The following is a 12,447-nucleotide window of genomic DNA, read 5'->3' as shown; positions in this document are numbered from 1 at the left end:
CATCACCTGTTCACGACAACAGATTTCGCGCCGCTTCGCGCCCGTTCGCGTTCTTGGGAGACCCCGTCCGATGGCCGCCGAGACCGAGATTCGCACCTTCCTCTGCCGCAGCGACAACATCGGCGTGCTGATCCGCGATCCGCAGACCGGCGCCTGCGCGGCGATCGACGTGCCGGAGGCCGGACCGGTCCTCCAGGCCCTCGACGAGACCGGCTGGCGGCTGACCGACATCCTCGTGACCCACCGGCACGCCGACCATGTCGAGGGTATCCCGGAGGTGAAGCGGGCGACCGGTGCCCGGGTGGTCGCCCCCGCCAGGGCCGGCGACGCGGTCCCGCAGGTGGACGTGACCGTGCGGGAGGGCGACACGGTCACGGTCGGCAGCCTCGAGGCGCAGGTCTGGGAGACGCCGGGCCACTGCGTTGACCACGTGACCTACTGGTTCGCGGAAGCCGGCCTCGTCTGCGCCGGCGACACCCTGTTCACCCTCGGCTGCGGGCGCGTGATGGAGAGCCCGCCCGAGACCCTCTACCGCTCCCTGCGGCGCTTCGACGACCTGCCCGACGCGACGCAGGTCTTCAGCGGCCACGACTACGTACTCTCCAACGCGCGCTTCGCCCTGGCGGCGGATCCGGACAACCCGGATCTGAAGAGACGCCTCGCCGAGGCGGAGCGTGCCCACGCGGAGGGCCGGTTCCTGATCCCCTCGACCATGGGTGCGGAGCGGGCCACCAACCCGTTCCTGCGCAGCGGGCATCCCTCACTGGCGAAGTCCGTTGACCTGCCGCTGGAAAGCGATCCCGAAGCGGTGTTCATCGCCTTGCGGGCGTGGAAGAACCGCTTCTGACGCAGGTGATAACGAGAAAAATTTGTTGCCTTCTCAAGGCAAACTGACACATAGGGATGTTTAAGCGGTCCTAATCCGCTCAGGTAACCGGGCTCCCGGGGGGAAGCCGTAACGTCAACGCGAAGCGCCGGGACGCTTCAGCCGGTATGATGGGGGTCCGTCTCGCCCTACCACCTGTCCACTTCCCGCCTTCCGCTTCCTTTCCTCAAGCCAGAGTCTGACGGGTCCAAGGAGGAGGCGCTCAGCGCCAAGGCCAAGATCACCGTCGCCGACGCCGAATCCGGCACACTCCGCGAGACCGGTGAAGCGGCCAGTCCCGCCCGCCCGCGGGCGCCGGTCGCGGCCGACGTGCGGCTGCTCGGGATCGCCACCGAGCACCTCTCGCGGCTCGGGCCCAAGCGCGTGACGGTCGTGGCCGTCGCCGCCGAGGCCGGCATGACGCACGCGAACGTGTACCGCTACTTCCCGTCGAAGGACGCGCTCCTCGACGCGGTGGCGGGCCGCTGGCTGCGCGAGGTCGAAGCCCGGCTCGCAGGCATCGCCGACGCGCCCGATCCCGCCGACGACAAGATCGAGCGCCTCCTGACCGCCCTCGCGACGGTCCAGCGGGACGCCCTGTTCGACGAGCCGAACCTGTTCGCGGTCCATCTCGACGCCACCGTCTCGGCACGGCCGATCGCCCGGCGGCACCGCGTGCGGCTGCGCAGCCTCGTCGAGCGCGTGGTCGAGGAGGGCATCACCTCCGGGATCTTCTCGGCCCGGGACCGGGAACGGGCGATCGCCTACATCTTCGACGCGAGCTACCGCTTCACGCATCCGCTAGCGATCCAGCACGATGCCGAGGTGCCGCGCGACCTGATCGAGGCCCGGTTCGGGGCCGTCATCCACGCGATCCAGCGGGTCCTGCGCTCCGGCATCCTCTGATCCGGCGCGTACCCACAGGCTCTCTCGAAGGCCCGGACAGACCGTCCGGGCCTTCGTCGTTCGTGCGCCCTCCCGCGCCGCACGCCGCCCGCCGCGACCCGAAATGACAGGATTCCAGATCTGTCATCGCGGCTTCGCGGCCGTCCGGCGCCAGGGTGCACTGCACCTAAAACACTCGCGACGTTGACGTTTCGGAGGCACCGTCGGGACGCTCGAGGGCGATCCGACGGCCCGGACGCGCCGCCCGCGCGGCCCTCATCGGGTTGAAGCCACGGTGCTTTTCGGCCACACAGCCGCGCAGATTTCAGAGTGGCGAATCCGGCCTCGGACCCTGACGGACGAGCGGCTCCGGCCTCGCGCAACGCATCACCGAAGTCGAACGCAGCGGAGACACATCCGACATGGCTCGCAACAAGATCGCGCTCATCGGCGCCGGCCAGATCGGCGGCACCCTGGCCCTTCTGGCCGGCCTCAAGGATCTCGGGGACGTGGTGCTGTTCGACATCGTCGACGGCGTGCCGCAGGGCAAGGCGCTGGACATCGCCGAGGCCGCCCCGGTCGAGGGCTTTGACGCGACCTACGCGGGCGCCAGCGACTACGCCGCCATCAAGGGCGCCGACGTGGTGATCGTGACCGCCGGCGTGCCGCGCAAGCCCGGCATGAGCCGCGACGACCTGATCGGCATCAACCTCAAGGTCATGCAGGCCGTCGGCGAGGGCATCAAGACCCACGCGCCGGACGCCTTCGTGATCTGCATCACCAACCCGCTCGACGCCATGGTGTGGGCGCTGCAGAAGTTCTCGGGCGTCCCGACCAACAAGATCGTCGGCATGGCCGGCGTGCTGGATTCGGCGCGCTTCCGCCACTTCCTCGCCGAGGAGTTCAAGGTGTCGGTGGAGGACGTCACGGCCTTCGTGCTCGGCGGCCACGGCGACGACATGGTGCCGCTGACCCGCTACTCGACGGTGGCGGGCGTGCCGCTGACGGACCTCGTCAAGCTCGGCTGGACCACCCAGGAGAAGCTCGACGCCATGGTCGACCGCACCCGCAAGGGCGGCGGCGAGATCGTCAACCTGCTCAAGACCGGCTCGGCCTTCTACGCGCCCGCCGCCTCCGCCATCGCCATGGCCGAGAGCTACCTGCGCGACAAGAAGCGGGTCCTGCCCTGCGCCGCCTACCTCGACGGCCAGTACGGCGTGACGGGCATGTTCATCGGCGTGCCAATCGTGATCGGTGCCAACGGCGTGGAGCGCGTGCTCGAGGTGACCTTCGACGCGGCCGAGAAGACCATGTTCGACAAGTCGGTCGCCTCGGTGACGGGACTCATCGAGGCCTGCAAGGGCGTCGACAGCAGCCTCGCCTGACCGGTAAGCGGATACCGGGCAGCGCGTAGCGGTCGGAGATTCGAATCTCGATCACTCGATTTCTCTACGCGCCGCCCGCTGCCACCTATTCGCTCCTCCTTACGAGGCTCCGATGAATATCCACGAATATCAGGCCAAGGCCGTGCTGAAGGAGTTCGGCCTGCCCGTCTCCCGCGGCGTGGCCATCTTCAACCCGTCGGAGGCCGAGGCCGCCGCCAAGGAGCTCGGCGGCCCCGTCTGGGTCGTGAAGAGCCAGATCCACGCGGGCGGCCGCGGCAAGGGCACCTTCAAGGGCGCGCCCGAGGGCGCCAAGGGCGGCGTGCGCGTCACCAAGTCGATCGACGAGGTCAAGCAGTTCGCCGGCGAGATGCTCGGCCAGACGCTGGTGACCATCCAGACCGGCGCGGCCGGCAAGCAGGTCAACCGCCTCTACATCGAGGAAGGCGCCCAGATCGCCGAGGAGTTCTACCTCTCGATGCTGGTCGACCGCGCCACGGGCGGCGTCGCCTTCGTGGTCTCCACCGAGGGTGGCATGGACATCGAGGCGGTCGCCCACGACACGCCCGAGAAGATCCACACGATCGCGGTCGACCCCGCCACCGGCGTGATGCCCCACCACGGCCGCGCCGTCGCCAAGGCGCTCGGCCTGTCGGGCGCCCAGGCCAAGGAAGCGGCCGCGCTGACCGAGAAGCTCTACGCGGCCTTCGTGGCCAAGGACATGAGCCTCCTGGAGATCAACCCGCTGGTGCTGACCGCCGACGGGCACCTCAAGTGCCTCGACGCCAAGATGGCCTTCGATTCGAACGCCCTCTACCGGCACGCGGACATCATGGCGCTCCGCGACGAGACCGAGGAGGACGCCAAGGAGATCGAGGCGTCCAAGTACGACCTCGCCTACATCGCGCTCGACGGCACGATCGGCTGCATGGTCAACGGCGCCGGCCTCGCCATGGCGACGCTCGACATCATCAAGCTCTACGGCGAGGAGCCGGCGAACTTCCTCGATGTCGGCGGCGGCGCCTCGGAGGAGAAGGTCACGGCGGCGTTCAAGATCATCACCGCCGACCCGAACGTTAAGGGGATCCTCGTCAACATCTTCGGCGGGATCATGAAGTGCGACGTGATCGCCAATGGCGTGATCGCCGCCGTGAAGGCGGTGGGCCTGCAGGTGCCGCTGGTGGTGCGCCTCGAGGGCACCAACGTCGAGCAGGGCAAGGCCATCATCCGCAACTCGGGCCTCAACGTGATCCCGGCGGACGACCTCGACGACGCCGCCCAGAAGATCGTCGCCGCCGTGAAGGGAGCCTGATCATGTCGGTGATGATCGACGCCAACACCAAGGTCATCTGCCAGGGCTTCACCGGCAAGAACGGGACCTTCCACTCCGAGCAGGCCATCGCCTACGGAACCAAGATGGTCGGCGGCACGAGCCCCGGTAAGGGCGGCTCCAGCCATCTCGGCCTGCCGGTGTTCGACACGGTCGCCGAGGCCCGCGAGGCCACGGGCGCCGAGGCCTCGGTGGTCTACGTGCCGCCGCCGGGCGCCGCCGACGCGATCTGCGAGGCGATCGCCGCCGAGGTGCCGCTGATCGTCTGCATCACGGAGGGCATCCCGGTGCTCGACATGGTGCGGGTGAAGCGGGCGCTGACGGGCTCGAAGTCGCGCCTCGTCGGGCCGAACTGCCCCGGCATCGTCACGGCCGGCGAGTCGAAGATCGGCATCATGCCGGCCAACATCTTCCGGCCGGGCTCGGTCGGCATCGTGTCCCGCTCGGGCACGCTGACCTACGAGGCGGTGTTCCAGACCTCCAATGCCGGCCTCGGCCAGACCACGGCGGTGGGCATCGGCGGCGACCCGGTGAAGGGCACCGAGTTCATCGACGTGCTGGAGCTGTTCCTCGCCGACCCGAAGACCGAGTCGATCGTGATGATCGGCGAGATCGGCGGCTCGGCCGAGGAGGAGGCGGCCCAGTTCCTCAAGGACGAGGCCAAGCGCGGGCGCAAGAAGCCGATGGTCGGCTTCATCGCCGGCCGCACGGCGCCTCCGGGCCGCCGCATGGGCCATGCCGGCGCGATCATCTCGGGCGGCAAGGGCGGCGCCGAGGACAAGATCGCCGCCATGGAGGCCGCGGGCATCCGCGTGTCGCCGTCGCCGGCCCGGCTGGGCTCGACGCTCGTCGAGGTGCTGAAGGGCTAAAGGCCCGCGCGCCTGCGTCGCGGCCATCGCAGGGCCGCGACGCCCATATCGGGCGTGCAGACGATCTCAGCGGGGCGGTCACCCGCCCCGTTTCGGTTCGAGGGCGCTCCGCCGCGCTGACGGGGAGCCCGGAGGGCAGGGGAGCCTGCCCGCGCGATCAGGATGGACGCACCATGGCACGCCAGGACGTGAACGAAGCGCTCCTCGAAACCTCGTTCCTGTACGGCGCCAACGCCGCCTACATCGAGGAATTGCAGGCGGCCTACGCCCGCAACCCGTCCTCGGTGGATCCGGAGTGGCAGACCTTCTTCAAGGGGCTCGGCGAGGACGAGACCCTGGTCGAGAAGAACGCCGCCGGCGCCTCCTGGGAGAAGCCGCACTGGCCGGTGCCGCTCAACGGCGAGCTGGTCTCGGCGCTCGACGGCAACTGGGGCGCCCTGGAGAAGGCGATCGGCGACAAGATCGTCGCGCGGGAAGCCAAGGAACCCAAGCCCGGCAAGCCGCAGGACAGCGTCACCGCCACCACCGGCGTGTCGGTCGAGCAGGCGACCAAGGATTCGGTGCGGGCGATCATGCTGATCCGCTCCTACCGGATGCGCGGCCACCTGCACGCCAAGCTGGACCCGCTGGGGCTCGCGCCGCGGGGCGACCACGAGGAGCTGCACCCGCAGCATTACGGCTTCACCGAGGAGGCCGACTGGGACCGTCCGATCTTCCTCGACAACGTCCTCGGCCTGCAGTTCGGCACGATCCGCGAGATCGTCGGCATCCTGGAGCGGACCTACTGCCAGACGCTCGGCGTCGAGTTCATGCACATCTCGGATCCCGCCGAGAAGGCGTGGATCCAGGAGCGCATCGAGGGCAAGGACAAGGAGATCTCCTTCACCCCCGAGGGGCGCCGCGCGATCCTCAACAAGCTGATCGAGGCCGAGGGCTTCGAGAAGTTCCTCGACCTCAAGTACACCGGCACCAAGCGCTTCGGCCTCGACGGCAGCGAGGCGATGATCCCGGCGCTGGAGCAGATCATCAAGCGCGGCGGCGCGCTCGGCGTGCGCGAGATCGTGCTCGGCATGGCCCATCGCGGCCGGCTCAACGTGCTCACCAACGTGATGGCCAAGCCCTTCCGGGCGGTGTTCCACGAGTTCAAGGGCGGCTCGGCCTCCCCGGCCGAGGTCGAGGGCTCGGGCGACGTGAAGTACCACCTGGGCGCGTCCTCGGACCGCGCCTTCGACGGCAACAACGTCCACCTGTCGCTCACCGCCAACCCGTCCCACCTCGAGATCGTCGACCCGGTGGTGCTCGGAAAGGTCCGCGCCAAGCAGGACCAATGGGCCAAGCCCAACATCGAGCGCCGCACGGTGCTGCCGCTCCTGATCCACGGCGACGCCGCCTTCGCGGGCCAGGGCGTGGTGGCGGAGTGCTTCGGCCTGTCGGGCCTGAAGGGCCACCGCACCGGCGGCTCGGTGCACTTCATCATCAACAACCAGATCGGCTTCACGACCGATCCGCGCTTCTCGCGCTCCTCGCCCTACCCGTCCGACGTCGCCAAGATGGTCGAAGCGCCGATCTTCCACTGCAACGGCGACGATCCGGAAGCCGTCACCTTCGCCGCCAAGGTCGCGGTCGAGTACCGGCAGAAGTTCGGCAAGCCGGTCGTGATCGACATGCTGTGCTACCGCCGCTTCGGCCACAACGAGGGCGACGAGCCGGCCTTCACCCAGCCGAAGATGTACCAGCGGATCCGCAAGCATCCCTCGGTGCTGGAGAGCTACGGCCGCAAGCTCGTCGAGAACGGCTCGGTGACCCAGGAGGCGCTCGACGCCCGCAAGGCCGAGTTCCGAGGGATGCTCGACAGCGAGCTCGACGTCGCCAACAACTACAAGGCCAACAAGGCCGACTGGCTCGACGGCCGCTGGTCCGGCGTGAAGGCCGTGCACGAGGACGTGGACGACCCGCGCCGCGGCCGCACCGCCGTGCCGGCCGGGACCCTGCAGGAGATCGGGCGCAGGATCACGCAGGCGCCGCCCGGCTTCCACCTGCACCGCACGATCCAGCGCTTCATGGACAACCGCGCCAAGGCGGTGGAGACGGGGGTCGGCATCGACTGGGCGACCGCCGAGGCCCTGGCCTTCGGGGCGACGCTCCTCGACGGCAACCGGGTCCGCCTGTCGGGTCAGGACGTGGAGCGCGGCACGTTCTCGCAGCGCCACGCGGTGGTGATCGACCAGGAAAACGAGCAGCGCTTCACGCCGCTCAACGCCATCCGCGAGGGGCAGGCCGCGATCGAGATCATCAACTCGATGCTCTCCGAGGAAGCGGTGCTCGGCTTCGAGTACGGCTACTCGCTCGCCGAGCCGAACGCCCTGGTCCTCTGGGAAGCCCAGTTCGGCGACTTCGCCAACGGCGCCCAGGTGGTGATCGACCAGTTCATCGCGTCCGGCGAGCGCAAGTGGCTGCGCATGTCGGGCCTCGTGCTGCTGCTGCCGCACGGCTACGAGGGCCAGGGGCCCGAGCACTCCTCGGCCCGCCTGGAGCGCTACCTCCAGGCCTGCGCCGAGGACAACATGCAGGTCGCCAACGTCACGACGCCGGCGAACTACTTCCACATCCTGCGCCGGCAGCTGAAGCGCGACTTCCGCAAGCCGCTGGTGCTGATGACGCCGAAGTCGCTGCTGCGCCACAAGCGCGCCGTCTCGAACCTCGACGCGCTCGCCGAGGGCTCGACCTTCCACCGCGTCCTCTGGGACGACGCCGAGGAGGAGGGCGCGCAGAACAAGCTCGTGCGCGACGACAAGATCCGCCGCGTCGTGCTGTGCTCCGGCAAGGTCTACTACGACCTGCTGGAGGAGCGGGAGAAGCGCGGCCTCAACGACATCTACCTGATGCGCGTCGAGCAGCTCTACCCGTTCCCCCTGAAGGCGCTGGCCAACGAGATGGCCCGGTTCCGCAACGCCGACGTGATCTGGTGCCAGGAGGAGCCCAAGAACATGGGCGCCTGGTCCTTCGTCGAGCCCTACCTCGAGTGGGTGCTCGGCCAGGCCGGCTCCGCGGTGAAGCGCGCCCGCTACGTCGGCCGTCCGGCCTCCGCCTCCACGGCGGTCGGCCAGATGTCGAAGCACCAAGCGCAGCTCCAGGCCTTCCTCAACGAGGCCCTGGCGGTCTGATCGTCCGGCCATGGCCTACTTCCTGCTCCGCCTGGAACCGCCCCGCCCGAGCTTCCCGTTCGACGCGACGGAGGCCGAGAAGGCGCTGTTCTCGGCGCATTCCGGCTACTGGATGGAGCAGGCGGCCGCCGGCATCGCCATCGCGGTCGGACCCGTCTTCGAGTCCGGCGGCACCTGGGGCCTCGCCCTGGTCGAGGCCGACGACGCGGCCCGGGCCGAGGCGCTCGGCGAAGCAGATCCCGTCCTGATGGCGCAGGCAGGCTTCCGGTACACCGTCTCGCCCGTTCCATCCCTGATCCTGCGGCGCTGACGTCGCGGCCCGACATCCAGAGGAGGCCCCCCCGCGGGGCAGAAGAGAGCATGGCAACCGACATCCTCGTCCCGACCCTCGGCGAATCCGTGAGCGAGGCCACGATCGGCCGCTGGTTCAAGAAGCCCGGCGACACGGTCGCGGCCGACGAGCCGATCGTCGAGCTCGAGACCGACAAGGTCACCCTGGAGGTGAACGCCCCGGCGGCCGGCGAGCTCGGCGAGATCCTGGTCAAGGACGGCGAGACCGTGGAGCCCGGTGCCCTGCTCGGCTCGATCGTCGAGGCCGGAGCCGGCGGCGGCACGGCCAAGAAGGCCGCCCCGAAGGAGAGCGCCGAGACCAAGGCCGAGAGCCGGAGCGAGGCCCCGAAGGCCGCCGCGCCCGCGAAGGCCGAGGCCCCGGCCCAGGAATCGTCCGCCGGCTACGGCAACCACGGCGATGCCGCCGCCCCCGCGGCCCAGCAGCGCCCGGTCGGAGACAACGGCCCGGCGGTGGCCAAGCTCGCCCGGGAATCGGGTGTCGACCCGTCGTCGGTGAGCGGGTCCGGCAAGGACGGACGCGTCACGAAGGGGGACATGCTCGGCGCCATCGCCAAGGGGCCGGCCCCGTCGGCGCCCGCCAAGGAGGCCCGTCCGACCCTGCCGCGCGCCCCCTCGGCGCCGGACGACGCCGCGCGCGAGGAGCGCGTGCGCATGACGAAGCTGCGCCAGACCATCGCGCGCCGCCTGAAGGACGCGCAGGACACCGCGGCGATGCTGACGACGTTCAACGACGTCGACATGTCGGCCGTGATGGCGATGCGCAGCCAGTACAAGGACATCTTCGAGAAGAAGCACGGCACGAAGCTCGGCTTCATGGGCTTTTTCACCAAGGCGGTGATCGGCGCCCTCAAGGACGTGCCGGCGGTCAACGCCGAGATCGACGGGCAGGACCTCGTCTACAAGAACTACTACCACATCGGCATCGCGGTCGGCACCGATAAGGGTCTCGTCGTGCCGGTGGTGCGCGACGCCGACGACCTGTCGATCGCCGGCATTGAGAAGAAGATCGCCGGCTTCGGCAAGAAGGCCCGCGACGGCAAGCTCTCCATCGAGGAGATGCAGGGCGGCACCTTCACGATCACCAACGGCGGCATCTACGGCTCGCTGATGTCGACGCCGATCCTCAACGCGCCGCAGTCGGGCATCCTCGGCATGCACCGCATCGAGGAGCGCCCGGTGGTCCGCGCCGGCAAGATCGAGGCGCGGCCGATGATGTACCTCGCCCTGTCGTACGACCATCGCATCGTCGACGGTAAGGAGGCCGTGACCTTCCTGGTGCGGGTCAAGGAGGCGCTGGAGGATCCGGCGCGCCTCGTGCTGGACCTCTGAGGCAGCCATGTCGAGCGCTGAGAACAGGGTCGCGATCGTCACGGGCGGCAGCCGCGGCATTGGCCGCGCGGTGGCGCTCCTCCTGGCGGAGCGCGGCTACGCCGTCTGCCTGAGCTACGTGTCGGACGCCGCCGCCGCGCAGGGCGTGGTGGACGCGATCGCGGCCAAGGGCGGACGGGCGCTCGCCGTGAAGGGCGACGTCGGCAACGAGGCCGACGTCATCGCCCTGTTCAAGGCGGCCGACGGCCTCGGCCGCCTCGCGGCGCTCGTCAACAATGCCGGCGTGGTCGACGTGAAGTCTGACGTCGCCGACATGAGCGTCGCCCGCTTGCAGCGCATGATGACCACCAACGTGGTCGGCAGCTTCCTGTGCGCGCGGGAGGCGGTGCGGCGCATGTCGATCAAGCGCGGAGGGGCAGGGGGCGCGATCGTCAACCTGTCCTCGGTGGCGGCGCGCCTCGGCGGCCCCGGCCAGTTCGTGGACTACGCGGCCTCCAAGGGCGCCATCGACTCGCTGACGATCGGGCTTTCCCGCGAGGTCGCCGCCGACGGCATCCGCGTCAACGCGGTGGCGCCCGGCATCATCGCCACCGAGATCCATGCCAGCGGCGGCGAGCCGGACCGGGTCGAGCGTCTCGGCCCCGGCGTCCCGATGAAGCGGGCCGGCACCGCCGAGGAGGTGGCCGCACCGATCGTGTGGCTCCTCTCGGACGAGGCCTCCTACACCACGGGCGCCATCCTCGACATCGGCGGCGGCCGCTGAGGCCAAGCCCCACCTGACATTCCCTGCCCGTCTCGCACGCGGCACGACCGAGCGGAAGCGAAGCCTCATGTCCTACGATCTCGTCGTCATCGGCACCGGCCCCGGCGGCTACGTCTGCGCGATCCGCGCGGCGCAGCTCGGCCTGCGGACCGCGGTGGTCGAGAAGCGCGCGACGCACGGCGGCACCTGCCTCAATGTCGGCTGCATCCCGTCCAAGGCCCTGCTGCACGCGTCCGAGGCCTTCGAGGAGGCCAACACGCACTTCGCCGATCTCGGCATCGACGTCGGCACGCCGAAGCTCGACCTCAAGAAGATGATGGCCTTCAAGGCCGAGGGCGTCGCCGGCAACACCAAGGGCGTCGAGTTCCTGCTCAAGAAGAACAAGGTCGACACCTTCCACGGCACCGGCCGGATCGCCGGCGCCGGCCGCGTCGAGGTCATCGCCGAGGACGGCGGCAACCAGATGCTCGAGACGAAGAGCATCGTCATCGCGACCGGCTCGGACGTGGCGCGCCTGCCCGGCGTCACCATCGACGAGAAGGTCGTGGTCTCCTCCACCGGCGCCCTGGAACTCGACCGGGTGCCGAAGAAGCTCCTCGTCATCGGCGCCGGCGTGATCGGGCTGGAGCTGGGTTCCGTCTGGCGCCGGCTCGGCTCCGAGGTGACCGTGGTCGAGTATCTCGACCGGGTGCTGCCGGGCATGGACGGCGAGGTCGGCAAGCAGTTCCAGCGGATCCTGACGAAACAGGGCATCGCCTTCAGGCTGTCCACCAAGGTGACGGGCGTCGAGGTCGGCAAGAAGGGCGGCGCGACGGTCACGGTCGAGCCGGCCGCGGGCGGCGCGGCGGAGACGCTGCAGGCTGACGTGGTCCTCGTCTGCATCGGCCGGACGCCCTACACGGAAGGCCTCGGCCTCGACACGGTCGGTGTCCAGCGGGACGACAAGGGCCGGATCCTCACCGATTCCCACTACGCCACCAACGTCACCGGCATCTACGCCATCGGCGACGTGATTGCCGGCCCGATGCTCGCCCACAAGGCCGAGGACGAGGGCGTGGCGATCGCCGAGATGCTGGCCGGCCAGTCCGGCCACGTGAATTACGGCGTGATCCCGAACGTGGTCTACACGTTCCCGGAAGTCGCCTCGGTCGGCAAGACCGAGGAGGAGTTGAAGAAGGACGGCGTGGCCTACAACGCCGGCAAATTCCCCTTCACGGCCAATGGCCGGGCCAAGGCGAACGGCACCACCGACGGGTTCGTGAAGGTGCTGGCCGACGCCCAGACCGACCGGGTACTCGGCGTGCACATCGTGGGCGCGGATGCCGGCAACCTGATCGCCGAGGTGGCGGTCGCGATGGAGTTCGGCGCCTCGTCGGAGGACATCGCCCGCACTTGCCACGCGCACCCGACGCTGACCGAGGCCGTCAAGGAAGCCGCGCTGGCGGTCAACAAGCGCGCCATCCACGTCTGACGGGCCAAGGCCCACGGCTGCGCGGATTGCTACCTCGG

The 12,447-nt window shown here is 69.5% G+C and carries 10 protein-coding genes; all 10 read left to right on the top strand.

Annotated features, from left to right (window positions below):
• Positions 1-70 precede the first annotated feature (70 nt).
• The 10 genes from gloB (at position 71) to lpdA (ending at position 12,409) form a co-directional block, all read left to right on the top strand.
• Entirely contained in the window at positions 71-847 is a 777-nt protein-coding gene (gloB, locus tag ACX9MN_RS01230) for a hydroxyacylglutathione hydrolase (protein ID WP_489723553.1), read from the top strand.
• Positions 848-1,195: 348 nt separating this feature from the next.
• Complete coding sequence (locus ACX9MN_RS01225) at positions 1,196-1,771, top strand: TetR family transcriptional regulator (RefSeq protein WP_012317921.1); 576 nt, start codon at positions 1,196-1,198, stop codon at positions 1,769-1,771.
• Between the two features lie 401 nt (positions 1,772-2,172).
• Complete coding sequence (gene mdh, locus ACX9MN_RS01220; RefSeq protein ID WP_020093725.1) at positions 2,173-3,135, top strand: malate dehydrogenase; 963 nt, start codon at positions 2,173-2,175, stop codon at positions 3,133-3,135.
• Between the two features lie 112 nt (positions 3,136-3,247).
• Positions 3,248-4,444: an ADP-forming succinate--CoA ligase subunit beta gene (sucC, locus tag ACX9MN_RS01215; protein ID WP_489723552.1), complete on the top strand. Its 1,197-nt coding sequence runs from the start codon at positions 3,248-3,250 to the stop codon at positions 4,442-4,444.
• A 2-nt stretch (positions 4,445-4,446) separates the two neighbouring features.
• A complete protein-coding gene (gene sucD / locus ACX9MN_RS01210) occupies positions 4,447-5,331 on the top strand; it encodes a succinate--CoA ligase subunit alpha (RefSeq protein ID WP_012317924.1) in 885 nt (294 codons plus the stop codon).
• Between the two features lie 173 nt (positions 5,332-5,504).
• A complete protein-coding gene (locus ACX9MN_RS01205) occupies positions 5,505-8,495 on the top strand; it encodes a 2-oxoglutarate dehydrogenase E1 component (RefSeq protein ID WP_020093727.1) in 2,991 nt (996 codons plus the stop codon).
• 10 nt (positions 8,496-8,505) lie between these two features.
• Positions 8,506-8,805: a YciI family protein gene (locus tag ACX9MN_RS01200; RefSeq protein ID WP_100252715.1), complete on the top strand. Its 300-nt coding sequence runs from the start codon at positions 8,506-8,508 to the stop codon at positions 8,803-8,805.
• 50 nt (positions 8,806-8,855) lie between these two features.
• Positions 8,856-10,175, top strand: coding sequence for a 2-oxoglutarate dehydrogenase complex dihydrolipoyllysine-residue succinyltransferase (gene odhB, locus ACX9MN_RS01195; RefSeq protein ID WP_020093729.1), 1,320 nt, complete (start codon positions 8,856-8,858; stop codon positions 10,173-10,175).
• A 7-nt stretch (positions 10,176-10,182) separates the two neighbouring features.
• Positions 10,183-10,938 carry an SDR family oxidoreductase gene (locus tag ACX9MN_RS01190; RefSeq protein WP_020093730.1) on the top strand — a complete coding sequence of 252 codons (756 nt, stop codon included), beginning with the start codon at positions 10,183-10,185 and terminating at the stop codon, positions 10,936-10,938.
• A gap of 67 nt (positions 10,939-11,005) precedes the next feature.
• Positions 11,006-12,409 carry a dihydrolipoyl dehydrogenase gene (gene lpdA, locus ACX9MN_RS01185; protein ID WP_091681247.1) on the top strand — a complete coding sequence of 468 codons (1,404 nt, stop codon included), beginning with the start codon at positions 11,006-11,008 and terminating at the stop codon, positions 12,407-12,409.
• The last annotated feature ends 38 nt before the right edge of the window (positions 12,410-12,447 follow it).

Source organism: Methylobacterium sp. 1A, assembly GCF_058072805.1.
This window is presented reverse-complemented; position numbering and strand designations above follow the sequence as displayed.

Coding starts and splice junctions, on each gene's coding strand:
- ACX9MN_RS01205 (WP_020093727.1), top strand. CDS start 5,505: ATGGCACGCCAGGACGTGAACGAAGCGCTCCTCGAAACCTCGTTCCTG.
- mdh (WP_020093725.1), top strand. CDS start 2,173: ATGGCTCGCAACAAGATCGCGCTCATCGGCGCCGGCCAGATCGGCGGC.
- sucC (WP_489723552.1), top strand. CDS start 3,248: ATGAATATCCACGAATATCAGGCCAAGGCCGTGCTGAAGGAGTTCGGC.
- sucD (WP_012317924.1), top strand. CDS start 4,447: ATGTCGGTGATGATCGACGCCAACACCAAGGTCATCTGCCAGGGCTTC.
- ACX9MN_RS01190 (WP_020093730.1), top strand. CDS start 10,183: ATGTCGAGCGCTGAGAACAGGGTCGCGATCGTCACGGGCGGCAGCCGC.
- lpdA (WP_091681247.1), top strand. CDS start 11,006: ATGTCCTACGATCTCGTCGTCATCGGCACCGGCCCCGGCGGCTACGTC.
- ACX9MN_RS01200 (WP_100252715.1), top strand. CDS start 8,506: ATGGCCTACTTCCTGCTCCGCCTGGAACCGCCCCGCCCGAGCTTCCCG.
- odhB (WP_020093729.1), top strand. CDS start 8,856: ATGGCAACCGACATCCTCGTCCCGACCCTCGGCGAATCCGTGAGCGAG.
- gloB (WP_489723553.1), top strand. CDS start 71: ATGGCCGCCGAGACCGAGATTCGCACCTTCCTCTGCCGCAGCGACAAC.